This is a genomic window from Falsiroseomonas selenitidurans, from assembly GCF_012103215.1.
GTDB classification, from domain to species: Bacteria; Pseudomonadota; Alphaproteobacteria; order Acetobacterales; family Acetobacteraceae; genus Falsiroseomonas; species Falsiroseomonas selenitidurans.
Map to the genome: position 1 here is coordinate 26,658 of NZ_JAAVNE010000003.1, position 24,824 is coordinate 51,481.

27 protein-coding genes are annotated in these 24,824 nt (G+C 72.4%); 12 read left to right on the forward strand and 15 right to left on the reverse strand.

Going from position 1 to position 24,824, the window contains the following annotated elements; all coding sequences use genetic code 11:
* Positions 1-24 precede the first annotated feature (24 nt).
* The 8 genes from HEQ75_RS02820 to HEQ75_RS02855 all read right to left on the reverse strand — a co-directional run bounded on the left by HEQ75_RS02820 (position 25) and on the right by HEQ75_RS02855 (position 4,812).
* On the reverse strand, positions 25-240 hold the full coding sequence (locus HEQ75_RS02820; RefSeq protein ID WP_168027413.1) for a twin-arginine translocation signal domain-containing protein: 216 nt from the start codon (positions 238-240) through the stop codon (positions 25-27).
* A gap of 19 nt (positions 241-259) precedes the next feature.
* Positions 260-895, reverse strand: coding sequence for a TorD/DmsD family molecular chaperone (locus tag HEQ75_RS02825; RefSeq protein ID WP_168027414.1), 636 nt, complete (start codon positions 893-895; stop codon positions 260-262).
* Between the two features lie 159 nt (positions 896-1,054).
* Positions 1,055-1,276, reverse strand: a complete 222-nt coding sequence (locus HEQ75_RS02830) for a hypothetical protein (RefSeq protein ID WP_168027415.1) — start codon at positions 1,274-1,276, stop codon at positions 1,055-1,057.
* Between the two features lie 84 nt (positions 1,277-1,360).
* Positions 1,361-1,981, reverse strand: coding sequence for a DUF3306 domain-containing protein (locus tag HEQ75_RS27780; protein ID WP_209318318.1), 621 nt, complete (start codon positions 1,979-1,981; stop codon positions 1,361-1,363).
* Positions 1,978-2,496 (reverse strand): DUF3305 domain-containing protein, encoded by a 519-nt coding sequence (locus HEQ75_RS02840; protein WP_168027416.1) that lies wholly within the window; start codon positions 2,494-2,496, stop codon positions 1,978-1,980. Before HEQ75_RS02840 ends, HEQ75_RS27780 begins: the two co-directional genes overlap by 4 nt.
* Positions 2,496-3,542: a DUF6352 family protein gene (locus HEQ75_RS02845; RefSeq protein ID WP_168027417.1), complete on the reverse strand. Its 1,047-nt coding sequence runs from the start codon at positions 3,540-3,542 to the stop codon at positions 2,496-2,498. The genes HEQ75_RS02840 and HEQ75_RS02845 overlap by 1 nt, the downstream gene beginning before the upstream one ends.
* Positions 3,539-4,081: a DUF6505 family protein gene (locus tag HEQ75_RS02850; RefSeq protein WP_168027418.1), complete on the reverse strand. Its 543-nt coding sequence runs from the start codon at positions 4,079-4,081 to the stop codon at positions 3,539-3,541. The genes HEQ75_RS02845 and HEQ75_RS02850 overlap by 4 nt, the downstream gene beginning before the upstream one ends.
* Positions 4,082-4,089: 8 nt before the next feature.
* The gene (locus HEQ75_RS02855; protein ID WP_168027419.1) at positions 4,090-4,812 is read right to left on the reverse strand and encodes a biotin/lipoate--protein ligase family protein; all 723 of its coding nucleotides are present in this window, start codon (positions 4,810-4,812) and stop codon (positions 4,090-4,092) included.
* A gap of 86 nt (positions 4,813-4,898) precedes the next feature.
* On the opposite strand from HEQ75_RS02855, the gene HEQ75_RS02860 reads away from it, so the two are divergent.
* From HEQ75_RS02860 to HEQ75_RS02870, 3 genes are all read left to right on the forward strand, one after another.
* Complete coding sequence (locus HEQ75_RS02860; protein WP_209318319.1) at positions 4,899-6,953, forward strand: 4Fe-4S binding protein; 2,055 nt, start codon at positions 4,899-4,901, stop codon at positions 6,951-6,953.
* 106 nt (positions 6,954-7,059) lie between these two features.
* Positions 7,060-8,088: an NADP-dependent oxidoreductase gene (locus HEQ75_RS02865; RefSeq protein WP_168027420.1), complete on the forward strand. Its 1,029-nt coding sequence runs from the start codon at positions 7,060-7,062 to the stop codon at positions 8,086-8,088.
* Positions 8,085-8,876: a lipase family protein gene (locus tag HEQ75_RS02870; protein ID WP_168027421.1), complete on the forward strand. Its 792-nt coding sequence runs from the start codon at positions 8,085-8,087 to the stop codon at positions 8,874-8,876. The genes HEQ75_RS02865 and HEQ75_RS02870 overlap by 4 nt, the downstream gene beginning before the upstream one ends.
* Positions 8,877-8,878: 2 nt before the next feature.
* Here the strand turns inward: HEQ75_RS02870 and HEQ75_RS02875 are convergent, their stop codons facing one another.
* Both HEQ75_RS02875 and HEQ75_RS02880 read right to left on the reverse strand, forming a co-directional pair.
* The gene (locus tag HEQ75_RS02875) at positions 8,879-10,318 is read right to left on the reverse strand and encodes a calcium-binding protein (RefSeq protein ID WP_168027422.1); all 1,440 of its coding nucleotides are present in this window, start codon (positions 10,316-10,318) and stop codon (positions 8,879-8,881) included.
* Positions 10,319-10,478: 160 nt separating this feature from the next.
* Complete coding sequence (locus HEQ75_RS02880; RefSeq protein ID WP_168027423.1) at positions 10,479-11,189, reverse strand: pirin family protein; 711 nt, start codon at positions 11,187-11,189, stop codon at positions 10,479-10,481.
* Positions 11,190-11,392: 203 nt separating this feature from the next.
* On the opposite strand from HEQ75_RS02880, the gene HEQ75_RS02885 reads away from it, so the two are divergent.
* Positions 11,393-11,881, forward strand: coding sequence for a DUF1203 domain-containing protein (locus HEQ75_RS02885; protein ID WP_168027424.1), 489 nt, complete (start codon positions 11,393-11,395; stop codon positions 11,879-11,881).
* Between the two features lie 6 nt (positions 11,882-11,887).
* On the opposite strand, the gene HEQ75_RS02890 is transcribed toward HEQ75_RS02885, so the two are convergent.
* From HEQ75_RS02890 to pdxH, 3 genes are read right to left on the reverse strand one after another with little or no spacing between them, the layout of a single operon-like run.
* Entirely contained in the window at positions 11,888-12,766 is an 879-nt protein-coding gene (locus tag HEQ75_RS02890) for a universal stress protein (protein ID WP_168027425.1), read from the reverse strand.
* Between the two features lie 44 nt (positions 12,767-12,810).
* Positions 12,811-14,295, reverse strand: coding sequence for a bifunctional aminoglycoside phosphotransferase/ATP-binding protein (locus tag HEQ75_RS02895; RefSeq protein WP_168027426.1), 1,485 nt, complete (start codon positions 14,293-14,295; stop codon positions 12,811-12,813).
* Positions 14,296-14,309: 14 nt separating this feature from the next.
* The gene (gene pdxH / locus HEQ75_RS02900) at positions 14,310-14,891 is read right to left on the reverse strand and encodes a pyridoxamine 5'-phosphate oxidase (protein WP_456237376.1); all 582 of its coding nucleotides are present in this window, start codon (positions 14,889-14,891) and stop codon (positions 14,310-14,312) included.
* A 113-nt stretch (positions 14,892-15,004) separates the two neighbouring features.
* On the opposite strand from pdxH, the gene fabI reads away from it, so the two are divergent.
* Genes fabI through aroC form a run of 3 tightly spaced genes read left to right on the forward strand, consistent with a single transcriptional unit; the run spans position 15,005 to position 17,286 of the window.
* Positions 15,005-15,853 (forward strand): enoyl-ACP reductase FabI, encoded by an 849-nt coding sequence (gene fabI, locus HEQ75_RS02905; RefSeq protein WP_168027428.1) that lies wholly within the window; start codon positions 15,005-15,007, stop codon positions 15,851-15,853.
* A 16-nt stretch (positions 15,854-15,869) separates the two neighbouring features.
* On the forward strand, positions 15,870-16,175 hold the full coding sequence (locus HEQ75_RS02910; RefSeq protein WP_168027429.1) for a hypothetical protein: 306 nt from the start codon (positions 15,870-15,872) through the stop codon (positions 16,173-16,175).
* 7 nt (positions 16,176-16,182) lie between these two features.
* Positions 16,183-17,286 (forward strand): chorismate synthase, encoded by a 1,104-nt coding sequence (aroC, locus tag HEQ75_RS02915; RefSeq protein ID WP_168027430.1) that lies wholly within the window; start codon positions 16,183-16,185, stop codon positions 17,284-17,286.
* A 9-nt stretch (positions 17,287-17,295) separates the two neighbouring features.
* On the opposite strand, the gene HEQ75_RS02920 is transcribed toward aroC, so the two are convergent.
* Together HEQ75_RS02920 and HEQ75_RS02925 are read right to left on the reverse strand one after the other, a co-directional pair.
* Entirely contained in the window at positions 17,296-17,712 is a 417-nt protein-coding gene (locus tag HEQ75_RS02920; RefSeq protein WP_328733361.1) for a type II toxin-antitoxin system VapC family toxin, read from the reverse strand.
* A 13-nt stretch (positions 17,713-17,725) separates the two neighbouring features.
* Positions 17,726-17,962: an AbrB/MazE/SpoVT family DNA-binding domain-containing protein gene (locus HEQ75_RS02925; protein WP_168027431.1), complete on the reverse strand. Its 237-nt coding sequence runs from the start codon at positions 17,960-17,962 to the stop codon at positions 17,726-17,728.
* 159 nt (positions 17,963-18,121) lie between these two features.
* Here HEQ75_RS02925 and HEQ75_RS02930 point away from each other — a divergent pair, with 159 nt between their 5' ends.
* From HEQ75_RS02930 to HEQ75_RS02950, 5 genes are all read left to right on the forward strand, one after another.
* Complete coding sequence (locus HEQ75_RS02930) at positions 18,122-20,986, forward strand: molybdopterin oxidoreductase family protein (protein WP_168027432.1); 2,865 nt, start codon at positions 18,122-18,124, stop codon at positions 20,984-20,986.
* Positions 20,983-21,720, forward strand: coding sequence for a 4Fe-4S dicluster domain-containing protein (locus HEQ75_RS02935; RefSeq protein WP_168027433.1), 738 nt, complete (start codon positions 20,983-20,985; stop codon positions 21,718-21,720). The genes HEQ75_RS02930 and HEQ75_RS02935 overlap by 4 nt, the downstream gene beginning before the upstream one ends.
* The gene (locus tag HEQ75_RS02940) at positions 21,717-22,655 is read left to right on the forward strand and encodes a dimethyl sulfoxide reductase anchor subunit family protein (RefSeq protein ID WP_168027434.1); all 939 of its coding nucleotides are present in this window, start codon (positions 21,717-21,719) and stop codon (positions 22,653-22,655) included. Before HEQ75_RS02935 ends, HEQ75_RS02940 begins: the two co-directional genes overlap by 4 nt.
* Positions 22,656-22,771: 116 nt before the next feature.
* Entirely contained in the window at positions 22,772-23,974 is a 1,203-nt protein-coding gene (locus tag HEQ75_RS02945) for a hypothetical protein (RefSeq protein WP_168027435.1), read from the forward strand.
* 82 nt (positions 23,975-24,056) lie between these two features.
* Positions 24,057-24,743, forward strand: coding sequence for a GntR family transcriptional regulator (locus HEQ75_RS02950; protein ID WP_168027436.1), 687 nt, complete (start codon positions 24,057-24,059; stop codon positions 24,741-24,743).
* Positions 24,744-24,824: the final 81 nt, after the last annotated feature.

Below are 24,824 nucleotides of genomic sequence, written 5' to 3' on the forward strand. Positions count from 1 at the left end.
CTGGCGTGCCCCCCCGGATGCGGCTCATTCGTAGCGATTGGTGCGGTAGAAGGCCTGCACATCCGCCGAATCCGCCTTGTAGCGGGCGGCGACGCGCTGGGCCTGGTTCTCCTTGCGGGCCTCCCCGGCCGGCACGCTGTCCGCGCGCTGGGCCAAGGCGGGGGTCGCGACGGCGGCCCCGAGGCCGATGGCCTTCAGGAAACCCCGGCGCACGGGCCTTTCGGTGCCTTGTTCGCTCATCCCTGGCAACTCCCTGTCATCAGGCGGGCAGATCCGCTGCCGCGGCCTCGATCTCCACGGCCACGCGGCCGAGCCGCCCGACCGCCTTGTAGAAATCCGCCATCTGGGCCTTTTCCAGATCGGCGAAGAAAGGCGCCGCCCAGGGCCGGAGGTGGCGTGCGAAGAAGCCCGCCGCGGCATCCGGCTCCACCGCGAAGGCCCCGGCCAGCAGCCCGGCATAGGCCTCGCACAGGAAGGCGATGTGATCCTCCGGCTCCGCCACGCCTTCGGCCCGCTCGATCCCGAGCGAGGCGAGGTCGCCGCGCAGATCGGCCAGCGGACGTTCATGCAGGAAGCCGGTCAGGTAGTAGCTGGCATAGGGCAGCAACTCGCCCCGGCCGACGCCGATGAACAGGTTGAAGAACTCCCGCTCCGCCGCCTCGGCCCGCGTCGCGCCGGCAGCCCGGGCGAGGGCGGCATAGGCCCCGCCCAGCTCCCCGCTCGTGCCGGCCAGGGCGCGCATCCGGATCAGCAGCCCGGCATCGGGCGCGGCACCGAGGAGCCGGCCGAGCAGCGCGAACAGCCGCGCGCGCTCGGCATCCACCGGGTCGAGATCAAGCGGGGTGTGGCCCGCGCGGGGCGGGCCGGCCGCGGCAGCGTCCTGCGTTTCCGTCATCCTGAGGCCATTTCCGGCATTCACCGGGTTGCGGCACCGCGCGGGGGGCTCCCCAGCCCCATCCGACACGCGCCGGGCGACCAGCGAAGCGCAAAGCCGGGGCGGATGCAAGCGTTTGAAAAATGGATGAGAATCGCTCGCAATTGGCCCGGCGGGAGGTCAGTCGCCGGCGGCCCCGTCCGATCCGGCCTCAGCCTCCGGCCGCGCGCCGAGCGAGGCGGGGTCGATGGCATAGCCGGCGGCGCGAAACAGGCCGGCGGCAACGCCGGGCGGGGCATCCGGCGCCAGCGCGGCCGCCAGCCGCGCGCAGAGCCGGGGGTTCACCACCAGGTCGGCGCCCAGGCGCGCCAATTCGGAACGGGCCAGGTCGGGTCGGTCCATGCTGCTCATATCCAGGGAACGCCACAGCCTAGAGGCGATGGCAAAACCAGGAGCTGAACATTCCCGAGAGCTTCGGCAGCAGCGTCAGGCGGGCAGCGCGCTGCCATGCCGGCGCCGCGGCGGCGGCTGGTCCTCCTCCTCCGCCGCCGGTTCCTCCGGCGGCAGCGCCAAGGGTTCCTCCTGCGGCGGCGCGGCCTCCGCCAACAGCGGCGCGGCTTCGTCCTGCGGCGGCGCCACGGGGTCGGGCACCGCAAGCTCCGGCGCCCGGGGCTCCGGCGTGCCGATCGCCTGGGCCAGCAACGTCTTCACATCGCCACCGAGGTCCAGCGCGAATCCGCCGGGCATCCCGGCGGGATCGTTGAAATCCCAGGCATAATCCGCCGGGCCGATGAAATCCCGGATCGCCGGGTCCAGCGACCACATGCGCCGCAGCGCCGCGCTGCGCAGCGCCGTCGGGATGCCGGGGCGGAGGAAGGCGGTGATGTCGCTCGCCTCCGTCAGCGCCTCGATCGGGGGCAGCGCCGGCAGGTCGAGGTCGGCCACCGGTTCGACCGGCACGGCCACCGCCTCGGCCAGCGGCGTGGCCTCGGCGACGGCCTCAGGCGCCGGCTCAGGCACCGGCTCCGGCGCGCGGGGCGGGCTGCGCTTCAGGCGGGACCAGCGGCTGAGGAAGCCATCCGCCTCCCCACGCGTTCCTGCGGTCATTCCTCCGGCTCCGCGATGCGGCTGCGATGCGCCAGCGCCTCCGGGTCCGCCTGGTCGCGCCGACGCTTCCAGAAGCCGCGTTCCTTGTGGTGGCGGGCGCAGAAGGCCTCCATCGTCGCCCGCAGCCCGGGCGGCATGGGCAGCGATTCGAGCAGGTCCTGCCCCACATCGGCGTGCAGATGCGCCTCCCCCGGGTCGGCGGTGACGCTGTGCAACATGAGGCCCGGCGGCGTCTCCGCCGGGCGCAGCAGCGCCCAGACCAGCGGCTGGGCGGAGGCCAGATTATGCCGGTAATTGTCGGTGTCCGTCGGGTGCAGCGCCACATCCCCCACCCCGGCGAAGAACACCGACCGGCCCGGCTCCTGCCGCAGCAGGGTCCAGGGCGGGATGGCAGGCGCTTCCTCCAGCACCTCGATGGCGCGCCACACCTCCTCCGCCCAGCGGGTCACGCCGGGGCGGCGTTCCACCAGCACGGCGAGCGGGATGAACAGGCTTTCCGGGTTGTGCGCGCGCATCAGGCGCCGTCCTGCTTCGGGCGCAGCGGCAGGCCGGTGACCAGGTTCTGTGGCTTCATCCGCACCAGCTGCGCCGCATCCATCGCCAGCGCCAGGTACACCGGCTTCCCGGCCAGGCGCGGCAGCACCCGCGAGGCTTCGGCAAATTCCAGCACGCCCAGCCAGAGGATGCGCGCCAGCCGCGCCTGCTTCACCTTCTTCCCCTGCCACAGGTCGTTGGCGATGCCGGTGGCTTCCGCATCCAGCCCGACATGCCAGGTCCAGTGGCGATCCTCGATCACCGGCACCGGGCGGATCGCCACCCGTTCCCCGATCACATGGCCGATGAAGGCTTCCAGCGCGCGGGCCAGCCCGTGCTGGCCGGGGCGGTTCTCGGCGATGTCGAGCGCGAGGTCATGCGCATCCGACCGGCCGCGATAGAGCGCCGCATTCTCCTCCGAGAGCACGTCCAGCTCCACCTCCCGCGGCGGGGAGCCGGCTTCCGCCAGCAACTGGCCGAGCGGGCCGAAGCCGCCATCGGCACTGCGGTTGTCCACCACCTCCTGGTCCGCCAGCAGCAGCGCGCCCTGGTGGATGGCGGCGCGCTGCGGGCGGAAGAACAGCTCCGCGGCGCGCAGGGTGAAGGAATCCTCCACCCCCTCCAGCGCCGCGCGGGCCACCAGGTGGGTCAGCATCTGCAGGAAGATCGGCGGGATGCCCGCCACGCCCTCCCGGTACAATGCCAGCCAGGCGGCCTCCAGGCTCGGCTGCGCCCGCACCCGGTCGCGGAAGCCGAGGTAGACGGCAAAGTTCTCCCGCGCATCGGGGTCGGCCAAAGCTGCCAGATCGGCAGGGGATACCGCCCGCAACGGCTCCGCCAGCAGGGCGGCGTGCAGGGCGCGTTCCGCCGGGCAGGCTTCCTCGGGCGGCACCAGCTCCGGCCGCGCGCAGAAGGCGCGCCAGAGATCCGGCGTGGCGTGGATGCGGCCCGCCGCGTCGCGGTCGCAGAGATGATGCCCGCTGGCGACCCAGAAATCACCGGGGGCGAGCCCTGCCGGGGCGTTCATGGCGTGCCGCCTCGCGCCAGGGCGGCCAGGTCCGGCCGGTCCGGCTCCGGGGCGTCGGTCTCCACCAGGGCAAACACCGGCAGGCCCTCCAGCCCGGTGCCGGCGCGGCGGTGCAGGGTGCGGAAGCGTTCGCGCACCGCGCCCTCCTCCACGCCGCGGCTCAGCGCCAGCACGGTGCCAAGGGGGTGGTTGCAGAGGCTGGCGGCGAAATCCAGCTCCTCCCGCGCCGCGGCCTCGGCGGCGGCTGCATCCGGCGCGCCGTGGCGGGTCAGGATGTGCCGCGCCAGCCGGGCCAGCGCCGCGGCGCGTTCCTCGGCCGTGGCCTCCGCCACCTCGACCAGGGTGGACCAGCCGAAGCTGGAGAGGCCGAGAAAGCCGCCGCGGAAGGCCTGACGGCGCCGGCCGGAGAGTGCCTCCGGCGCCTCGTCCCAGAATTCGAAGCCGCCGGGCACTGCCCATTCGCCGGGCTCCGCCGCCGTGCCAAAGATCACGGTGTCCGAGGGGTCGAGGCGCAGGGTGCGCGGCAGGCGGTGCGTCATGGCGTGCATCATGCGGCCTGGGCCAGGGCTTCGGCCAGGGGCAGAAGGCGGCGGGTGCCCCCGGCCTCCAGCACCAGGGCAGCGGAGGCGGGGTCCAGGCCAAGCCGCGCCGCGCCCATCCCGGCCTCCGGCTCCAGCCGCGCCAGATAGCGGCTGGCCAGCCGGGGGAAGCCGCCCTGCGGCCCGGGCGCCTGCCATTCCGCCAGCCCGGCCATCAGATGCCGCGCCCAGGCGGCGGTGAGATCGGCGGCCGAGGCGTCTTCCGCCAGCCAGCCTTCCTCATGCAGCGCGGTCTGCTGCAGGCCGTGCCCGGCCTCCCACCCCGCGGGGAAGGACAGCCGCGCCTCCACCCCCACCACCAGCCAGTCCGGCACCGCGTCCTCCGCCGTGCCGGGCGGCCAGGCGAGGCGGGCCTGGCCGATGCGGCCGGCATTGATGCGGATGGTGGCCGGCCAGCCGAAGCTGATCGCGGCTTCCGGCGGGCCATAGGCGCCCAGCGCATCGGCAAGCGCGCTGGCGGCGGCGAAGACCGCGGCGCGGGCGGCGGCCAGTGGCATCTCCGGCTCCAGCACCACCGCCGCCTCGATCCGTGCGGCGGAGGCGACCCAGGCCAGCGTGCCGGCGCCGTGGCGCGGGGCAAGGGCGATGGCGCGGCGCAGCGCATCGCCGCCTTCGCGCAGCCGGACCACGGGGGTGAAGGCGCTGGGCAGGTCGGGCAGGTCCTGGGACACGGCGTTTCCGGGCGGGTGCTCGCAAGGGCGCGATCCGGGGCATATATGCGGGGGACAGGGCCGCAAACAGGGCCACCGGGAGCCGGATGACCAGGACGCCGATCACCTTCGTCTGCAGCTGCGAGGACACCATGGCGCTGGATGGCCGCGCCATCGCGCGCGGCTGCGCCGGCGGGGCGCCGCGCCTGGCGGAACAGCTCTGCCAGTCGCAGCTCGACCGCTTCCTCGCCGCGCTGGGGGAGGCGCCTTCCGCCGTCACCGTCGCCTGCACCGCCCAGGCGCCGCTGTTCCGGCAGGAGGCGGAGGCGGCGGGCTTCGCCGGCGCGCTGGACTTCGTGAATCTGCGGGAGACGGCCGGCTGGTCCGCCGAGGGCCGCGCGGCGGGCCCGAAGATGGCCGCGCTGATCGCCGCCGCCGCGGTGCCGATGCCCGCCACGCCGCTGGTGCCGCTGGAAAGCCAGGGGGTGACGCTGGTGCTGGGCTGCGACGCGGTGGCCCTGGCCGCCGCCGAACGCCTGGCGGCGACGCTGGACGTGACCGTGCTGCTGGATGGGCGGGAGCCGGTGCAGCCGCTGCGCGCCGCGGATTTCCCCGTCGCCCGCGGCCGCGCCCGCGCCGCCACCGGCTGGCTTGGCGGCTTCGAGGTGGTGGTGGATGGCCACGCCATGCCGCGCCCATCTTCCCGCGCCGCCTATGAGTGGGGCCCCCGGCGGGACGGCGCGCTCAGCCGCTGCGACATCCTGCTGGACCTGACCGGCGGCGCGCCGCTGTTCCCGGCCGGCGAGCTTCGCCAGGGTTATCTGCGCGCCGACCCGGCCGATGCCGCCGCGGTGGTACGCGCCCTGGTGGCGGCGGAAGGGCTGGTCGGCCGCTTCGAGAAGCCGCGCTTCGTGACCTTCGACGCCGGCCTCTGCGCCCATGCGCGCAACCGGCGCGTCGCCTGCACCCGCTGCCTCGATCTCTGCCCGACCGGCGCCATCACCCCCTCCGTCGCGCCGTCGGGCGTCGGCGTGGGCAATCATGTGGTGATCTCGGCGGAGATCTGCGCCGGCTGCGGCGCCTGCGCCGCCATCTGCCCGACCGGCGCCGCCAGCTACGCCCTGCCGCCTTCCACCGCCCTGGCCCGCCGCCTGCGCACCCTGCTGCTGACCTATCGCGAGGCGGGCGGGGAAGCGCCGGTGCTGCTGGTGGTGGATGCGGTGGGGGAGGCGCTGGTGGACGCCCTGGCCCGGCAGGGCGATGGCCTGCCGGCGCGGGTGCTGCCGCTGCGGGTGAACGAGGTCTCGCAGCTGGATCTCGGCCTGCTGCTGGCCGGCTTCGCCTGGGGCGCGGCGCGCATCCGCCTGCTGCTGCCGGCCCGGCGCCGGCATGGCGTGGAAGGCGTGCTGCGCAACCTGGACTACGCCGAGGCGGTGCTGGCGGGCCTCGCCGTGCCCGACCAGGGGGCGCCGCGCGCCGCCGCGATCGAGACGGACGACCCCTTCACGCTGGGCGAGGCGCTGGCCGCCCTGCCCCGTCGCGGCCTGCCCTTCCCCCCCGCCACCTTCCACGCGCTGGGCCAGGGGCGGGAGGTGCTGCGCCAGGCCGGGCGCGCGCTGGCGGAGGGCGCCGAGCGGCGCGACGCCGTGCTGCCCATGCCGGCGCTGGCCCCCTTCGGCGTGGCCGAGGTGGCGACCGAGGGCTGCACGCTGTGCCTGGCCTGCACCATGGTCTGCCCGACCGGCGCCTTCACCGCCAATCCGGAAACGCCGCAGCTGCGCTTCCTGGAGGATGCCTGCGTGCAATGCGGCCTCTGCGCCACCACCTGCCCGGAGAAGGTGATCACCCTGGCGCCGCGGCTGAACCTGGCGGCGGAAGCGGCGCAGCTTCGCGTGGTGAAGCAGGAGGAGCCCTTCTGCTGCGAACGCTGCGCCAAGCCTTTCGGGGTGAAGGCGCAGATCGACCGGGTGACCCGCAAGCTGGCCGAGACCGGCCACTGGATGTACCGCGACGGAAGGCAGCTTGCGCTGCTGCGGCTGTGCGAGGATTGCCGCGCCTTCGCCGCCACCGATGCGCAGATGGACCCCTATGCCGGCCCTGCCCGCCCGGTGGCGAAGACCACGGAGGATTGGCTGCGGGAGGCGGAGCGGGACGCGGATTGATCGCGGCGCCCCACCGGCCCGGCCCCATCCTCGCCCCGCTGACGACGAAGCGACCCGCATCATCGGCGCGGCGGATGGGCCCATCCGCCGCGCCCATCGCCAGACGATGGAGGACATCACCATGAAGAACCCGCAGATCCTGCTCGCCCGCCGGCCGCAGGGTGCCCCGGTGCCGGAGGATTTCCGCCTGGTGGAATCGCCGATGCCCGAGCCGGGCGAGGGCGAGGTGCTGGTGCGGCACCGTTTCCTGTCGCTGGACCCCTATCAGCGCGGCCGCATGGACGACGCGAAATCCTACGCCGCGCCGGTCGCGCTCGGCGGCGTCATGGAATGCCAGGCGGTGGGCCAGGTGGCGGCGAGCCGCGATTCGCGGTTCAGGGAAGGCGACTGGGTGCTGGGCGGCTTCGGCTGGCAGGGTTTCTCGGTGCGGCCGGGCAAGGCGCTGATCCCGATCGACCCGGCGGAGGCGCCGCCCTCCACCGCGCTCGGCGTGCTCGGCATGCCCGGGCTGACGGCCTGGGTGGGGCTCGAGGATATCGGCCAGCCCAAGGCCGGCGAGACGCTGGTGGTCTCCGCCGCCTCCGGCGCCGTGGGCCAGGTGGCCGGGCAGCTTGGGAAACTGCGGGGCGCGCGGGTGGTGGGCATCGCCGGCGGCGCCGCCAAAGGCGCCTTCGTGCGGGACACGCTGGGCTTCGACGCCGCCATCGACCATCGCGGCGACCTCGACGCGCAGCTCGATGCCGCCTGCCCGGCAGGCATCGACGTGTATTGGGAGAATGTGGGTGGCGAAGTGCAGGCGGCGGTCTTCCCGCGGCTGAACGATTTCGGCCGCATGGTGATGTGCGGCATGATCGCGCAGTACAACACCGCCGCCGGTGCCGCCGCCACCGGCGCCATGCCCGGACCCAATCTGGGGCCGGTGGTGCGCAAGCGGCTGCGCATCCAGGGCTTCATCGTCTCCGACACCGGCTGGAGGCGCTACGGCGCCTTCCGGGCGGAGATGCTGGGCCACCTGCGCGAAGGCCGGCTGCACTGGAAGGAGGATGTGGCGCAGGGCCTGGCGGCGGCGCCGCAGGCCTTCATCGGCATGCTGGCCGGCCGCAACTTCGGCAAGCAGGTGGTCGCGGTGGAATGACCGACGCGGCGCTCGCCCAGGCCCTTTCCGGCAGCCGCGTGCTGCTGTGCTACGGGCTGCTGGGCGAGGTGATGGCGGGGCTGGCGCCGGTGGGGCTGGACTACATGGGCGGGCAGCTGGCCTGGCTGCGCGGCCTGGGCCTGGCGGTGCAGGTGGTGGACCTGCCGACGGCCGCCCCGGTCGGCGTCAATGCCGGGCGAATCGCCGCCGCCATCCTGGCCGATCCCTCGCCCTGCCTGCTGGTCGGCCATTCCAAGGGCGGGCTGGAGGCGCTTTCGGCCCTGCTACGGCCGGGCATGGCGGCGCGCTGCCGCGGCTTCATCGCCCTGCAGGCGCCCTTCCATGGCTCTCCGGTGGCGGACCTGATCCTGCGGCGGCGGCCGGTGCTGCTGGCGGTGCACCATGTGGCGCGGCTGTCCCGGCTGGGCACCGGGCGGGGCCTGCGGGACCTGACCTGCGCGGCGCGGCAGGGCTGGATGCGCGCCCATGGCCCCGCGGTGGCCGCCCTGGTGGCGACGATCCCCGTCGCCACCCTGGCCAGCGCCATCACCCATGGCCGCGACTGGCGGGAGGGGATGTACCGGCCGCTCGCCGCCTGGATGGCGAAGGAGGGGCATGGGCCGGGCGACGGGCTGGTGCCGGTCGCCTCCGCCCTGCTGCCCGGGGCCCGCCAGCTTGTGCTGGAAGGTGGCCACCGGGCGCTGGTCTCGGGCGGCCCGGGGCGCGACCCCGTGGGGGTGCTGCGCACCGAACTCGCCTGGCTGGCCGGGCTGGAGCCGCCCGGCTGAGATCAGCCGAAGAAGACGTTCCCCACGGCGCTTTCCAGCCCGATGATGCGGACGATCTGCACCGCCTCGAAATCGGTGCCGGTGCCGTCCAGGTCGTAGCTCAGCCAATCCGTGGCGGTGTCGAACAGCAGCGTGGCCTCCGCCGCCTGCGCCACCGCGCCATCGCCTTCCACCAGCGTGCCCGGCGTGCCCATGAACAGCCGCACCACATCCTCCCCGGCCACGAAGCCGCGGATCACGTCGCCGCCATCCTCCTCCGAGATGTAGACGAACACGTCCTGGTCCCCGTCCGCCCCGGTCACGATCAGGTCGGCGCCACTGTTGCCGAAGATGGTGTCGGCCCCGGCGCCGCTGATGATGGTGTCATCGCCCGCGCCACCGAACAGATTGTCGACGCCGGCATGGCCGTTCAGCAGGTCGTTGCCGTCAGCACCATAGAGCAGGTCGTTGCCCTCGCCGCCCAGGAGGCTGTCATGGTCGTCGCCGCCATCCAGCGTGTCGTTGCCCGCGCCGCCGTTCAGCAGGTCGTTGCCGGCCTCGCCCAGCACGGAGTCGTTGCCCGCATTGCCCTGGACGCGGTCGTCGCCGGCGCCGGCAAAGACGTCGTCATTGCCATCGTCGCCGCGGATGGTGTCGGCGCCCTCGGCGCCATAGAGGTTGTCGTCCCCGTCGCCGCCCACCAGGACGTCCTGGCCGTCGCCGCCATCCATGTCGTCATTGCCGTTGCCGCCGGACAGCTTGTCGTCGCCGAGACCGGCGAAGAGCCCGTCGCCACCGGCACCACCCACCAGGTTGTCGTTGCCTTCCGCGCCCTGCAGGTAGTCGTTGCCATCGCCGCCGGTCAGGATGTCGTTGCCGGCGCCGCCCTCCAGCGCATCATCGCCGAAGCCGCCGACCAGGCGGTCATCGCCCTCGCCGCCCTCCAGATTGTCGTTGCCGGCGCCGCCGATCAGCGTGTCGTTGCCGCCCTCGCCACGGATCAGATCCGCACCGGCCATGCCCAGCACGCGGTCGGCACCCTCGCCGGATTCGACCGTGTCGCGCTGCCCGCCGCCGATCAGCGTGTCGTTGCCGGCGCCGGTGACGACCAGGCTGCGGAAATCGTCGCGCTCGTCGCGGTCCTGCGGCGTGGCGATGTCCGGGCTCAGATGCACCGTGACCTGTTCCCGCTCCGTCGCGCCGGGCGGGTCGAGCAGGTTGGCGGTGAAGCTGGCGACGCCATCGACCAGCAGCGGCTGGCCGGGCTCCGGCGCATAGGAATGGGTCGCGGTGAAGGCGAAGCTCGGAAAGGCCGGCGTGAGCGTCTCCGACACGCCATCGCCCCAATCCTCGACCTGGACCGAAACAGCCTGCAGCGGCCCGGTGGTGAACAGCCAGACCGGGAGGATGACCGTGAAGCCATCTGGTTGGAACCGGCTGATATTAACAACATCGACAAGCATGCAGACGCTCTCCTGGGACACCGCGACCGTCTGGTCGCGGCCTGCCGGATAAGTGCGCGCAACGAATGATAAATCAATGCCCAAAATCTAGCCGTATGAGACAAGCGGCGCCGTGGCATCGGCCCCGGGGCGGATCCACCGCCCCGGGGCGCTAGCCAGGTTATTCCTTCGCCACCTCGACCAGCACCAGTTCCGCATCTTCCTCCGCCGTGATGCGGATGGCGTCCTCATCCACGATGCCGGCGCCATCGCGGGTGCCCAGCGCCGCGCCGTTCACCGTGGCCGCGCCCTTGGCGACCACCAGATAGGCGGCGCGGCCCGGCGCCAGCGCCTGTTCCAGCGTCTGCCCCTTGGCCAGGGTCGCGGCCATCACCGCGCCGTTGACGTTCAGCGACAGGGCACCCTGGCCGGCATCCGCCGGGCGGCCGGAGGCCAGGACCTCGAAGGCCGCGTCGCGCGCAGCCTTGGGGAAGGTCTTGGCGCCCCAGTTCGGCTTGGCGCCGCGCTTGTCCGGCATGATCCAGATCTGGAAGATCTTCGTCGTCTCCGGCTCCAGGTTGTATTCGGCGTGCACCACGCCGGTGCCGGCGGACATGATCTGCACGTCGCCCGCGCCGGTGCGGCCCTCATTGCCCAGATTGTCGCGATGCGTGATGGCGCCTTCCCGGACATAGGTGATGATTTCCATGTCGCGGTGCGGATGCGCATCGAAGCCGGTGCCGGGGGCGATCTCGTCATCGTTCCAGACGCGCAGGCGGCCCCAGTTCATGCGCCCCGCATCGTGGTAGTTGGCGAAGGAGAAATGATGCTTCGCCTTGAGCCAGCCATGGTCAGCGCCGCCGAGGCTGGCGAAGGGTCGGACGTCGATCATCGTTCTGTCTCCCGCTGTGCCGGGCCAGGGGGCCCCGCAACCGTTTGTCGAGGGCGCAGATAGGGTGTTGCCGGCCCGGGCGCAGCGGGGGCGCGCGGATCGGCCTCATTCAGCCGGTGAATGGCACGGCATTGCGGCGCAACCGTCGGATGGCGGGCGCCGGGCCATGGCGCCCAGCATGGTCCCATCGAAGGAGACCGCACATGACCCGATTCCGCTGCACCCCGATCCCCGAGGCCACCGCCACGCGCTGGCGGCAGACTGGCCAGGACGATCGCGGCAACGCGCTGATCCGCCGGCTTGTCGACGGCCCGGGCTTCCCCTGCCGGCACTGCCTGCGGCTGGGCCAGGTGGGCGAGGCGATGCTGCTGGGCAGCTACGACCTGCCCTTCCCGCTCGGCGTCTACTGGACGCCGAGCCCGATCTTCCTGCACGCCGAGGCCGCCGACTGCCCCCGCTTCGAGGCGGCGGACGCCATCGCCCCGACCGTGCTGGCCAACGGCCTGGTCTCGGTCCGCGCCTATGACGCCGACGGGCTGTGCCTGTACGACCTCGGCCAGGTGACGGAGGGCGCGGACGTGGCCGCCCCCCTGGCCCGCGCGCTGGACGACCCGCGCACCCACCGGGTCAACATCCACACCGCCCGGCCCGGCTGCCTGCTGACGGCGGTGGAGCGTCTGCCCGCGGCCTGAACTGCCTCAGCGGCACATCAGGATCGGGATCTCGGCATTCTCCAGCACATGCCGGGTGACGCCGCCGAGGATGAGCTGGCGCAGCCGGGAATGGCTGTAGGCGCCCTGGCACATCAGGTCGGCGCCGAAGTCGCGCGCCGCGCCCAGCAGCCCGGCGCCGACCTCCCGCGTCTGCGACTTGAAGGGGAACAGTTCCGCATCGATCTCGTGCCAGCGCAGATAGGCCTGGATGCCCTCCGCGGCGGGGCCGCGGCGCTGGTAGTCGTCGGAATGCAGGATGCGCACGGCCTGGGCGCGGTGCAGCCAGGGCAGCGCCGCGGCCACCGCCGCCGCGCTTTCGGCGCTGCCGTTCCAGGCGATGCAGACGCGCGAGCCGATGACGGCCGGCGCCGTGCGCGGCGCGATCAGCACCGGCCGGCCGGAATCGAACAGCACCGCATGCAGCGCGTCGGAGGAGGAGACATCCTCATCCGCCTCCGGATGCGGCACCACCGCCATGTCGTACAGCCGCGACTGCTGGGCGACGATGTCCTCCTCCCGCCCCGCAATGGCTTCGAAGGACAGGGTGACGCCCGGCACCTTCAGCGCCGTGTCCGGGTTCGCGGCCATGGTCAGGTCGCCATGGGTGGCGGTGAAGCGTTCGAACAGGGCGCGCACGCGGCCGGCACGCTCCCCGCTCTCGCGTTCCGTGGCCGCCATCATCTCCTCGATCATGGCGCCGGACAGGCCCTCCCCGGCCAGCGGCGCAACGTCGCGCGCATCGACCCGCACATGCAGGCAATGCAGATGCGCGCTCCAGATCCGGGCGACCATCAGGCCGGTGGCCAAGGCGGCCTCCCCGGCAGCGGTCCCGGTCAACGGCAGCAACAGGCGGCGATAGGCCATCGCGCCTCTCCTTCATCCAGGGTTTTGAAGCCTTCCCGGCAACTTTATGCCCCAGTTCCGGGGTGTAAGGCCAGCGTGGCCCTTGCGGGTGTCAACGGCGCGGTCGCGTCCAGCACCTGCCAGCCGATCGCACCCGGGTCGGCCCGCGCCGCCTGCTCCAGCACCGCCACCGTGGCATCCGATGCATCGGTGCCCTCGGCACTGCGCCGCGCCACCCGCTCCCGCAGCAGGTCGAGCGGCGCGGCCAGCCAGAAGCCGGTGAAGGGATGCGGCGCCGCCGCCGATTCCGCCGCCGCGCGCAGCGTGGGGTCGAGGAAGACGGCATCCAGCACGACGCTGTGCCCGGCGGCCAGCGCCTGGCGCGCGGCGGCGAAGATCTCGGCATGCACGGCGCGGCTTTCGGCCTCGGCATAGGCTTCCGCCGGCAGCCGCGCCTCCGGCGGCAGGCCGGCGCGGCGCTTGCGCGTCTCATCCGTGCGCAGGTGCAACGCGCCGGGGGCGGCGCCGAGGTCGGGGGCCAGGGCCCGCGCCAGCCAGGTCTTGCCGGTGCCCTGCAGCCCGCCGATGGCCACCAGCCGCGGCGGGGACGGGGCCAGGAAGCCCTCCGCCGCCGCCAGATAGGCCATGCCGTCATCGCCGCGGCGTGCCGCGACATGCGCCCGCACCATGGCGCGCAGGGCCATCCAGAAGCCGAGCGGCGCCAGCAGGCCGACATCGCCACTTCGCCCCAGGTAGCGGTTCATCACCCGGTTCGCCGCCGCACGCTGGCCGAACTGGCAAAGGTCCATCAGCAGGAAGGCGAGGTCGTAGCCGGTATCCGTGGTGGCCAGCGCCTCGTCGAATTCCAGCGCGTCGAAGGGGGTGGGGCGGCCCTGCCAGAGGCAGAGATTGCCCAGATGCAGATCGCCATGGCAGCGCCGCACCCGCCCCGCCGTGGCGCGGGCTGCCAGAAGCGGGGCCAGCGCGTCCAGCCGCGCCCGCATCGCGCCGCCCAGCGCCCGGACACGCGCCTCCGCCAGGCCATTGGCCAGGCAATCGCGGATATTGCCGTCCAGCACGCGGCCGGCGGCGCCGGGCGCGTCGAAGCCGGGCGGGGCGGGCGGCGCCGCCTGGTGCAGCGCCGCCACGGCATCCGCCATGCCGTCCAGCAGCGCCGGCGCCAGCGCGCCGCGGCGGGCGATCGCGTCCAGGAAATCCCCGGGCGGGACGGGCGCCATGCGCAGCACCCATTCCACCGGCGGACCCTCGCCATTCAACGCCAGCCCGGCCGGCCCGCGGGTGATCGGCACCACGTCCCGGTACAGCCCCGGCGCATGCGGCTGGTTCAGCGCCAATTCCCGCCGGGCGAAATGTGCCCGCGCGGCGAGATCCGAAAAATCCAGGAAGCCGAGCCGCACCGCCTTCTTCAGCTTCCACACCGTGTCGGCGCCGATGAAGATGGCGGAGATATGCGTCTCGATCGGGTCGCCACCGCCGGCCAGGCGGCGCAACAGGGCAGCGGCCTCCGCCTGGCTGTCGGGGATGGCCATTGCTGGGCCTCCGGTCAGGGGTACAGCATCTCGATCCGCCAGCCGGCGCCGTCGCGGTGGAAAACCCGGCGTTCGTGCAGGCGGAAGGGCATGTCGCGCCACAATTCCATGCGGTCCGGCAGCAGCCGGAAGCCGGACCAGTGCGGCGGTCGGGGGATCTCCCCCAGGCCGAAGCGCAGCGTCTGCTCCGCCACCGCCTTTTCCAGCGCGAAGCGGGATTCCAGCGGGCGCGATTGCCGGCTGGCCCAGGCGCCGATGCGCGAGCCGCGGGCGCGGGAGGCGTAGTAGGCATCGGCCTCCGCCGCGCTCACCGCCTCCACCCGCCCTTCCACCCGCACGGACCGCGCCAGGGTCTTCCAGTGGAAGCACAGCGCGGCGAAGGGGTTGCCCGCCAGTTCCTGGCCCTTCCGGCTTTCCAGGTTGGTGTAGAAGACGAAGCCTCGCGGATCGACGTCCTTCAGCAGCACCATGCGCGCGGATGGCCGGCCTTCCGGCGTGGCGGTGGCCAGGCAGACGGCGTTCGGGTCATTGGGTTCGCTCTGCGCCGCCTCGGCCATCCAGGCCTCGAACTCGGCGATCGGGTCGTGGGCGTCCAACTGGGCTACTCCTGTCCGCGGGCCGCCCGACAGGTGTGAGGCCCCTTGCCCGTGGCAAGGGCATGTGCCATCCCGCTCAGGCCTCCGCAACCAGCCTCCGGTGCCCCCCATCCATGCCAGACGACGTTCCGTCCGAAGCCGCCAGCACGGGTGTGCCCACGGGTACGCTGATGGCGGGCAAGCGCGGCGTGATCATGGGCGTGGCGAATGACCGCTCCATCGCCTGGGGCGTGGCGCAGTCGCTTGCCGCCCAGGGCGCCGAGATCGCCTTCACCTACCAGGGGGAGGCGCTGGAGCGCCGGGTGCGGCCGCTGGCCGAGAGCATCGGCAGCAGCCTGGTGCTGCCCTGCGACGTGACGGACGATGCCAGCGTAGATGCGGTGTTCAGCCGGCTGGGCGCCGAATGGGGCGGCATCGACTTCCTGGTGCACGCCATCGGCTTCGCCGACAAGCAGTTCCTGCGCGGCCGCTACATGGACACGCCGCGCGGCGCCTTCCTGCAGGCGATGGACATTTCGGTCTATTCCTTCGTCAGCGTGGCGCAGCGCGCCGTGCCGCTGATGAAGCCGGGCGGGTCCCTGCTCACCATGTCCTATCTGGGCGCGGAGCGCGTGACGCCGCACTACAACGTCATGGGCGTGGCCAAGGCGGCGCTGGAGGCCAGCGTGCGCTACATGGCGGCCGACCTCGGCCGCTCCGGCATCCGGGTGAACGCGATCTCGGCCGGGCCGATCAAGACGCTGGCCGCCAGCGGCATCGGCGATTTCCGCTACATCCTGAAGTGGAACCAGTACAACGCGCCGCTGGAGCGGAACGTGACGATCGAGGATGTGGGCGGGGCGGGGCTGTACCTGCTGTCCAACCTGTCCTCCGGCGTGACGGGCGAGGTGCACCATGTGGATTGCGGCTACCACATCGTCGGCATGAAGAACCCGGACGCGCCGGATATCGCGACGGTCTGAGCCGGAGGCCGACAGGATGCGACACCGCCTTGCCGCCATGCTGCTGGGCCTGCTGCCGGGGCTGGCCATGGCGCAGCAGCCGCCATCCTGCGCCGCCTCCGGCTACACGCCGCTGCGCAGCGCGGCGGAGGTGACCGCCGATGTGGCGCGGCACCGATGCCCACCGGGCAGCCGGCTTGATGTGGCGATGACCACGGCTGGCCAGGCGCTCGTGCTGCAAAGGGACGGCCTCTGCCAACCGGACTCGGTGCGCACGCGCACCGTGCGCCCCACCCCGGAGACCCGCGCGCTGGGGCTCCGTTGCGACCTGGCGGCGCGCTGAGACCCGCATGAGCCACAACACCTTCGGCCACCTGTTCCGCGTCACCACCTGGGGCGAATCCCACGGCCCGGCCATCGGCTGCGTGGTGGATGGCTGCCCGCCGCGGCTGGCGCTGACGGAAGCGGATATCCAGCCCTTCCTGGACCGCCGCCGCCCCGGCCAGTCCAAATTCGTGACCCAGCGCCAGGAAGCCGATGCCGTCCGCATCCTCTCCGGCACCTTCGAAGGCGTGACCACCGGCACCCCCATCGCGCTGCACATCGAGAACACGGACCAGCGCAGCAAGGATTACGGGGAGATCAAGGACCGGTTCCGTCCCGGCCATGCGGACCTGACCTATGAGCTGAAATACGGCGTGCGCGACTATCGCGGCGGCGGCCGGTCCTCGGCGCGGGAGACGGCCATGCGGGTCGCTGCCGGCGCCGTCGCGCGCAAGGTGCTGGAGGGCGTGACCATCCGCGGCGCCCTGGTGAACATGGGTGGCGACGACGTTGACCGCGGTCGCTTCGACTGGGCGCAGGTGGACCAGAACCCCTTCTTCTGCCCGGACCCCGAGGCTGCTGCCCGCTGGGAAACCCGGCTGACCGCCGCCCGCAAATCCGGCTCCTCGCTCGGCGCGGTGGTGGAGGTTGTGGCGGAGGGCGTGCCCCCCGGCCTCGGCGCGCCGATCTATGGCAAGCTGGATGCGGACCTCGCCGCCGCGCTGATGAGCATCAACGCGGTCAAGGGCGTGGAGATCGGCGACGGCTTCGCCGCGGCGGCGCTGTCCGGCGAGGGCAATGCGGATGAGATGCGGATGGGCCCGGATGGCCAGGTGCTGTTCGGCTCCAACCATGCCGGCGGCATCCTGGGCGGAATCTCCACCGGCCAGCCCATCGTCGCCCGCTTCGCGGTGAAGCCGACCAGTTCCATCCTGACCCCGCGGCAATCCGTGGATCGCTTCGGCCAGGATGCCGAGGTGCTGACCAAGGGCCGCCACGACCCCTGCGTCGGCATCCGCGCCGTGCCGGTGGGGGAGGCGATGCTGGCCCTGGTGCTGGCCGACCACCTGCTGCGCCACCGCGCCCAGAACCCGGACGCGCCGGGGCAGGCACGGCTGCCGCGGAACTGAGGCGGCGCCTCAGGGGCTTGATTCCGAACCCTCGGGCGCGATGAGATCCAGGCCCGGGAAAGCGCTGCGATAGCGCCGCGTATCGCGGGTCAGCAGGGGCAGGGACCAGCCCTCCACCGCGGCCTGCGCGCCGATGCAGAAATCCGCCAGGACGCCGCTGCGCGTGCCGCCCCGCGCCCGATAGCGCGCATGCGCCCGCGCCGCCAGGAACAGCGCCGGCCCCGACATCGGCAGGCGCGCCACGCCGGCATCGGCCAGGAAGGCGTCCAGCGCCTCCGGCACCGCGAAGCGGACGGAGATCTCGGCATCGATGACGTCGTTGATGCCGATGGGGCCAGCCGTCGCCGCCTGCTCCAGCATCGCGGCCGACCAGGCGGCCCAGCGCGGATCGTCGGTCAGCAGGTCGAGCAGGACGCGGCTGTCCACCAAGGTGGCCAGGTCAGTCCTCCTCGCCACGCATCAGCGCCATGATCTCGTCGGTGCTCAGCCCCGGCCCGGCCACGCCCCGGAAGCGCTGGAAGCGGTTCCCCTTCGCCGGCGGGGCATCCGCCCGGCTGATGACGACATGCCCGTCCGATGCCAGGTCGAAGACCACCTGGCTGCCCGGTTCCAGCCGCAGATGGTCGCGCACCCGCTTCGGAATCGTCACCTGCCCCTTGCTGGTCAGCGTGGTCATCGCATCCTCGGTGTTACCGTCTGCGCCGCGGTAATCCCTAGGCCCTCCCACCGCCCGCTTCCAGCGCCTTCCGCCCCCCCAACCCCTGTGTCGATCCGGGTGGGGCTTCCCGTGGCGCCCGGGCTTCGCAACAATGCCCGGCAAGGGGGACCAAGCCGCATGCCAGATACCCACCTGCCGCCGCGCATGACCGGTCAGGGCGACCGGGTTGAAACGCAGCAGCCCATCGGCGACGCGGTGAAGACCACCACCTGCTACATGTGCGCCTGCCGCTGCGGCATCAAAGTCCATCTGAAGGATGGCCGGGTCCGCTACATCGAGGGCAATCCGGACCATCCGGTCAATCGCGGCGTGATCTGCGGCAAGGGCAGCGCCGGGATCATGACCCAATACTCCCCGGCGCGCCTCCAGGCGCCGCTGAAGCGGGTCGGCCCCCGCGGCGCCGGCGAATACGCCGAGATCTCCTGGGACGAGGCGATGGAGATGGCGACGGGATGGCTGCGGGAGGTTCGCGCCACGGACCCGCGGCGCCTGGCCTTCTTCACCGGCCGCGACCAGTCGCAGAGCCTGACGGGCTTCTGGGCGGCGCAGTTCGGCACGCCGAATTTCGCGGCCCATGGCGGCTTCTGCTCGGTCAACATGGCCGCTGGCGGACTCTACACCATCGGCGGCAGCTTCTGGGAATTCGGCGAGGTCGATTGGGACCACGCCAAATACCTGGTGATGTTCGGCGTGGCGGAAGACCACGACAGCAACCCGATCAAGATCGGGCTCGGCAAGATGAAGGGGCGCGGGGCGAAGTTCGTCTCCGTGAACCCGATCCGCACCGGCTATTCCGCCATCGCCGATGAATGGATCGGCATCCGCCCCGGCACCGACGGGCTGCTGGTGATGGCGCTGATGCACGAATTGCTGCGCACGGACCGAGTCGATCTGGACTTCCTGGTGCGCTACACCAACGCTGCCTGGCTGGTGGTGCGCAACCCGGGCGGCGCCGATGATGGGCTGTTCGTCCGGGATGCGGAGGGCAAGCCGCTGTCCTGGGACCGCGTGGCGCAGGCTCCGGCCGATGCCGCGACGCCCGACATGCAGCCCGCCATCGTCGGCGACTTCACCCTGCCGGACGGCCGCCGCGCGGTGCCGGTGTTCCAGCTTATGGCGGAACGCTACCTCGGCGCCGAGTACGCGCCGGCGGCGGTGGCGGAACGCTGCGGCGTGCCGGCCGAGCGCATTATCCGCCTGGCCGCCGAAATCGCCGACGTCGCCTTCAACCAGACCATCACGCTCAACCAGCCCTGGACGGATGCGCTGGGCAGGCGGCACGAGACCATGGTGGGCAGGCCGGTGGCCTTCCACGCCATGCGCGGCATCTCCGCCCATTCCAACGGCTTCCACACCTGCCGCGCGCTGCACCTGCTGCAGATGCTGCTGGGCGCCATCGATACCCCCGGCTCCTGGCGCTACAAATCGCCCTTCCCGCGGCCGATCCCGCCCGGCCCCGGCCCGGCCGGCAAGACCAGCGCGCCGAACACGCCCATCGCCGGCAACCTGCTGGCCTTCCCGCACGGCCCGGACGACCTGCTGGTGGACGAGGCCGGCAACCCGCTGCGAATCGACAAGGCCTTCTCCTGGGAAGCGCCGCTCGGCCTGCACGGGATGATGCACACCGTCATCCACAATGCCGGCGCCGAGGACCCCTACCCGATCGACACGCTGTTCATGTTCATGGCCAACATGGCCTGGAACAGCGCCATGAACCCGCTGGAGACCATCCGCATCCTGACGGAGCAGAAGGCGGATGGCAGCTACCGCATCCCGCACGTCATCTACGCGGACGCCTTCTTCAGCGAGACGGTGCCCTATGCCGATCTGATCCTGCCGGACACCACCTACCTGGAGCGCTGGGACTGCATCTCCATCCTGGACCGGCCGATCGGGTCCTCGCACGGGCCGGGGGATGCGATCCGCCAGCCGGTGGTGAAGCCGGACCGCGACGTGCGGCCCTTCCAGGACGTGCTGATCGAATTGGGCGCGCGGCTCGGCCTGCCGGCCTTCGTGAAGGAGGATGGCTCGCCACGCTGGAAGGACTACCCGGACTACATCACCAATCACCAGCGCACCCCGGGCGTCGGCCCGCTGGCCGGCTGGCGCGGCGCGGATGGCACGAAGAAGGGCGTGGGCGAGCCCAACCCCGACCAGTTGCAGCGCTACATCGAGAATGGCTGCTTCTGGCAGCACAAGCTGCCGCCGGAACAGGGCTACTTCAAGCAGGCCAACCGCGCCTATCTGGACGACGCCAGGGCCATGGGGATGATGGGGCAGTCCAACCAGATCGTCCTGCAGATCTGGTCGGAACCGCTGCAGAAGTTCCGCCTGGCGGCGGAGGGCCATGGCGCGAAGCAGCCGCCGGACCGGCTGCGGGGGCGCATCCGCACCTTCTTCGACCCGCTGCCCATCTGGTACGCGCCGCTGGACCAGCAGGCGCAGGACGCGGCGGCCTATCCGCTCTCCGCCGTCACCCAGCGGCCGATGGCGATGTACCATTCCTGGGGCTCGATGAACGCCTGGCTGCGGCAGATCCACGGCGCCAACCGGCTCTACATGTCCCGCGCCACGGCGGAACGGCAGGGCATCGCGCAGGATGACTGGGTGTGGGTGGAAAGCCGGGTCGGCCGGGTGAAGGGTCAGGTGGCGCTGATGGAAGGCGTGAACCCGGACACGGTCTGGACCTGGAACGCCATCGGCAAGCGCGCCGGCGCCTGGCAGCTCTCGCCCGACAGCCCGGAGGCGGAGCGGGGCTTCCTGCTGAACCATGTCATCACCGAATGGCTGCCGGCGCAGGAAGGCTTTCGCAGCGCCAATGCGGACCCGGTGACCGGCCAGGCCGCCTGGTATGACCTGCGCGTCGCCGTGACGAAATGCACGCCGGGGGAAGCGGCGCAGACCGCGCCGCACCCCACCACGCTGAAGGCACCGCCCAACATGCCCGCCGTGCCCGGCATCCTGCGGAGGCCCGGCCGATGACCGAACTGCCGCCGCCTTCCGCGAAGAAGCTTGGCCTGGTCATCGACCTGGATACCTGCGTCGGCTGCCAGGCCTGCGCCACCAACTGCAAGGAATGGAATGCCGGCGGCCATGCGGCGCCGCTGCCGGACTTCCAGCCCTATTCCGCCGGCGCCGAGGGGGTCTGGTTCAACCGGGTCCATTCCTATGAGGCCGGCGAGGGCGAGGCCGGGCGCACCGTGCATTTCCCCCGCTCCTGCCTGCATTGCGAGACGCCGGACTGCGTCACCGTCTGCCCCACCGGCGCCAGCTACAAGCGGGCGGAGGATGGCATCGTGCTGGTGAATGCGGAGGCCTGCATCGGCTGCGGCCTCTGCGCCTGGGCCTGCGCCTATGGCGCGCGCGAACTCGACGAGGATGCGGGGGTGATGAAGAAATGCACCCTCTGCGTCGACCGCATCACCAACGAGACGATCCCGGCACCGCAGCGCCAGCCGGCCTGCGTCATCGCCTGCCCGGTCTCCGCCCGGCATTTCGGCGACCTCGGTGACCCCGAAAGCGATGTCTCGAAGCTGGTCGCGGCGCGCGGCGGCTACGACCTGATGCCGGAGATGGGCTACCGCCCGGTGAACAAGTACCTGCCGCCGCGCGAACGCCCGGCGCCCAACCCCAACCCGCCGGCGGAAGCCCAGCCAAGCGCGGCGGAGATCCGCAACCCGCTGCTGCGCTGGCTGGACCGGGCGCTGAGCCGATGAACCCCGCCCCCTCCATCGTCTTCTTCACCACCGCCTCCGGCGCCGGCTATGGCCTGCTTTTCTGGCTGGGCCTGCTGCGGCCGCTGCGCATGGCGCCACATGCCCCCGAATTCGGGCTGCTGGCGCTGGCGGTGGCGCTGGTGCTGATCGTGGCCGGGCTGGCTTCCTCCCTGCTGCATCTCGGCCGGCCGGAACGTGCCTGGCGGGCGCTGTCGCAATGGCGCTCCTCCTGGCTGTCGCGGGAAGGCGTGGCCGCCATTGCCACCTTCGTCCCGGCCGGGCTGTTCGGGCTGGGGCTGCTGACGGGGTGGGACGGGCTGGCGGTGCCGGCCGGGCTGCTGGCGGCACTCGGCGCGGCGGCCACGGTGTGGTGCACCGGCATGATCTACGCCTCGCTGAAGCCGATCCGACAGTGGCACCACCCGCTGGTGGCGCCGGGCTACATGGTCTTCGCCGGGTTTTCCGGCGCGGCGCTGCTGGCGGCGCTGGGTGCACTGGCCGGGCGGGCGACGGTGCCGGCCCTGCTGGCGATCGGGCTGGGGCTGGCGGCGCTGGTGCTGAAGCGGCGCTACTGGGCGGCCATCGACGCGAAGCCGCCCCGCGGCACGCCCACCATCGAGAGCGCGACGGGCCTCGGCCGCATCGGCCGCACCCGGCCGCTGGATCCGCCGCACACCGAACAGAACTGGCTGCTGCGGGAGATGGGCTTCCGGATTGCCCGCAAGCACCGCGACCGGCTGCGCGGCCTGGCGCTGGGCGGCTTCGGCGGCGCGGCGCTGCTGGCGCTGCTGGCGCTGCCACTGGGCGGCCCGCTGGCGGCGCTGCTGCTGGCGGCGGGGGCGCTGCTGGCGCTCGGCGGGTTGCTGGTGGAACGCTGGCTGATGTTCGCCGAGGCCACCCACACGGTGACACTTTTCTACACCGGGGAGGCCTGACGGCGGCGCCGCGGCGATTTCCGACGAAAATACTCGTCTATCACGCAGGCGGAACTTGACGATCGACCCCTGGAAGGCGTTAGGGATAGCAGGTCAGCAGGATCGAGAAGCCGAAGATGCCTTTCGCCGACCAGCGGCCGGAACCGGCCGATCTCGCGCGGTTCCAGGCCCTTTGCGGGGCAAGGCTCTGGCAGCAACGGCTGGGTGACCTGGCGCAGCGCACGGCCTCGGCCTCGCTCTCCGGCCGGGCGGCGCAGCAGCGCCATGCGCTGGAACTCGTGCTGGCCCGCCTGGCCGATCCCCGCGCCCTGGCGCGCGCCACCCCGGCGGAACGCCTGGCCTGCGCCTTCGCCCGGGAAGCGGTGCAACTGGCGGAACGCCTGCCGGCCGCCCAGCGCGCCCGGCTGCGGGCGCAGATCGCGGCGGGGCTGACCGGCGAAGCCACGCTGATGCCGCTGTTCCACCTGCTGCGCACCGCCGCCCTGCACCGCAGCCGCGGCTTCGACGTGACCTTCGCCGGCCTGGCGGAGGATGCCAGCTTCGACCTGCTGATCGAGCGCGAGGGCGTCGCCGCCGAGGTGGTGTGCGAGACGGTCTCGGCCGAGGAAGGCCGCGAAGTGCATCGCGGCGACTGGTGCGCCCTGGTCGACAAGGTGAACCCGGAGCTGCAGACCTGGCTGGCGGCGCATCCCGGCCGCTACCTGCTGAAGATGACCCTGCCCGGCGGCATGGCGACCGACGCCCAGGTGGCGGAGCTGCATGGCCGCATCGCCGCCCTGCTGGCGGCGCAGAAGCGCCAGGATTCCAGTGCGGAAGCGGTGCTGAAGCTGGACCCGCTGGTGCTGGCCGGCGCCCAGGCCGCGGGCCGCGCCCTGCCCGCCCAGCTGCGCGCCCAGTTCGGCGAGGAAGCGCATCTGGCGGTGACGGCCACCCCCGGCTCCGGCTCCGTCTTCGTGATGGCGGCCCGCGCGGGGCGGGAGAATTCCATCGCCGCCGCGGTGACGCGCCGCTGCGCCCTGGTGGCGGAAAGTCGGCTGAGCGGCACGCGCCCCGGCCTGCTGGCAATGTTCGTGGAGGATGTGGACCGCGCCGAATGGCGCGCGCTGCGCGAAAGGCTGGAGCTGGAAGGCGCCGCCCGCCGCTGGATGACGGAACCGGCCGCGCGGCATGTGGTCGCCGTGGCCTGCACCAGCCGGATGGAGCTGTTCGGCGTGGCGCCCCCGGATGGCGCGGCGGAAGGGGAGCTGCGCTTCCGCAACCCCGGCCATCCGGCCGGGAAGAGCCCGGCGCTGGCCCCGGCGGTCGCCTCCTCCGTCTGATTTGCCCCGGGCCGGCGGCCGGTATACATCTTGGCCTGGGCTTCCCGCACTGGCGGGAGGCGGGGCACGACCGGACGCAGCGATGACAAGCGACAGGACCGAACCGCCGCGCAGCCTGCGCGAGCAGGCGCTGGAAGCGATCCGGCGCGGCATCCTCGACAGCCGCTACCCCCCCGGCGCCCTGCTGTCCGAGAACCAGTTGGCGGAAGAACTGCAGATCAGCCGCACCCCGATCCGCGAGGCGCTGCGGGAGCTGGCCGGCGGCGGCCTGGTGCGCATCCTGCCGCAGCGCGGCATCGTGGTCTCCGAGCTTTCGGTGCACGACATCGTCGAGGTCTACCAGCTGCGCGAACAGCTGGAAGGCTTCGCCGTGCGCATCGCCGCCGAAAGGCTGGGGCCGGCGGATGCCGAGGCCATGCAGGCGGACCACCGGGACGCGGTGGCCCATATGCATGCCGGGCGGCTGCGGGCAGCCTATGACAGCTCCGTGCTCATGCATGGCCGCATCCTCGACCTCGCGGGCAATTCCCGGCTGAAGCAGTTCATGGCGCAGCTCGGCGACCAGGTGCACCGCTTCGGCCTGCTGACGCTGCGCCATGGCCGGGTGGAGCGGGCGCTGGCCGAGCATGGCGAGATCATCGAGGCGCTGATTGCCAACCGGCCGGAGGCGGCCGAGACCCTGATGCGCCAGCACCTGCGCGCCGACCGCGACCTGGCGCTGCGCGTGGTGCTGCCGGCCGGGGTGATGCAGGCCGAGCTGGCGGGATAGAGCATTTTCAAGCCTTGCGGCTTCGCAAGGCGACTCGGAAAATGCGTCGAAACAACAAGCTGGAGCCGTTTCACCGTCTTC

Bases quoted from the DNA above. Each gene is read 5' to 3' on its own strand.
- HEQ75_RS02820 (WP_168027413.1), bottom strand. From the start codon at position 240: ATGAGCGAACAAGGCACCGAAAGGCCCGTGCGCCGGGGTTTCCTGAAG.
- HEQ75_RS02825 (WP_168027414.1), bottom strand. From the start codon at position 895: ATGACGGAAACGCAGGACGCTGCCGCGGCCGGCCCGCCCCGCGCGGGC.
- HEQ75_RS02830 (WP_168027415.1), bottom strand. From the start codon at position 1,276: ATGGACCGACCCGACCTGGCCCGTTCCGAATTGGCGCGCCTGGGCGCC.
- HEQ75_RS27780 (WP_209318318.1), bottom strand. From the start codon at position 1,981: ATGACCGCAGGAACGCGTGGGGAGGCGGATGGCTTCCTCAGCCGCTGG.
- HEQ75_RS02840 (WP_168027416.1), bottom strand. From the start codon at position 2,496: ATGCGCGCGCACAACCCGGAAAGCCTGTTCATCCCGCTCGCCGTGCTG.
- HEQ75_RS02845 (WP_168027417.1), bottom strand. From the start codon at position 3,542: ATGAACGCCCCGGCAGGGCTCGCCCCCGGTGATTTCTGGGTCGCCAGC.
- HEQ75_RS02850 (WP_168027418.1), bottom strand. From the start codon at position 4,081: ATGACGCACCGCCTGCCGCGCACCCTGCGCCTCGACCCCTCGGACACC.
- HEQ75_RS02860 (WP_209318319.1), top strand. From the start codon at position 4,899: ATGACCAGGACGCCGATCACCTTCGTCTGCAGCTGCGAGGACACCATG.
- HEQ75_RS02865 (WP_168027420.1), top strand. From the start codon at position 7,060: ATGGAGGACATCACCATGAAGAACCCGCAGATCCTGCTCGCCCGCCGG.
- HEQ75_RS02870 (WP_168027421.1), top strand. From the start codon at position 8,085: ATGACCGACGCGGCGCTCGCCCAGGCCCTTTCCGGCAGCCGCGTGCTG.
- HEQ75_RS02875 (WP_168027422.1), bottom strand. From the start codon at position 10,318: ATGCTTGTCGATGTTGTTAATATCAGCCGGTTCCAACCAGATGGCTTC.
- HEQ75_RS02880 (WP_168027423.1), bottom strand. From the start codon at position 11,189: ATGATCGACGTCCGACCCTTCGCCAGCCTCGGCGGCGCTGACCATGGC.
- HEQ75_RS02885 (WP_168027424.1), top strand. From the start codon at position 11,393: ATGACCCGATTCCGCTGCACCCCGATCCCCGAGGCCACCGCCACGCGC.
- HEQ75_RS02890 (WP_168027425.1), bottom strand. From the start codon at position 12,766: ATGGCCTATCGCCGCCTGTTGCTGCCGTTGACCGGGACCGCTGCCGGG.
- HEQ75_RS02895 (WP_168027426.1), bottom strand. From the start codon at position 14,295: ATGGCCATCCCCGACAGCCAGGCGGAGGCCGCTGCCCTGTTGCGCCGC.
- fabI (WP_168027428.1), top strand. From the start codon at position 15,005: ATGCCAGACGACGTTCCGTCCGAAGCCGCCAGCACGGGTGTGCCCACG.
- HEQ75_RS02910 (WP_168027429.1), top strand. From the start codon at position 15,870: ATGCGACACCGCCTTGCCGCCATGCTGCTGGGCCTGCTGCCGGGGCTG.
- aroC (WP_168027430.1), top strand. From the start codon at position 16,183: ATGAGCCACAACACCTTCGGCCACCTGTTCCGCGTCACCACCTGGGGC.
- HEQ75_RS02925 (WP_168027431.1), bottom strand. From the start codon at position 17,962: ATGACCACGCTGACCAGCAAGGGGCAGGTGACGATTCCGAAGCGGGTG.
- HEQ75_RS02930 (WP_168027432.1), top strand. From the start codon at position 18,122: ATGCCAGATACCCACCTGCCGCCGCGCATGACCGGTCAGGGCGACCGG.
- HEQ75_RS02935 (WP_168027433.1), top strand. From the start codon at position 20,983: ATGACCGAACTGCCGCCGCCTTCCGCGAAGAAGCTTGGCCTGGTCATC.
- HEQ75_RS02940 (WP_168027434.1), top strand. From the start codon at position 21,717: ATGAACCCCGCCCCCTCCATCGTCTTCTTCACCACCGCCTCCGGCGCC.
- HEQ75_RS02945 (WP_168027435.1), top strand. From the start codon at position 22,772: ATGCCTTTCGCCGACCAGCGGCCGGAACCGGCCGATCTCGCGCGGTTC.
- HEQ75_RS02950 (WP_168027436.1), top strand. From the start codon at position 24,057: ATGACAAGCGACAGGACCGAACCGCCGCGCAGCCTGCGCGAGCAGGCG.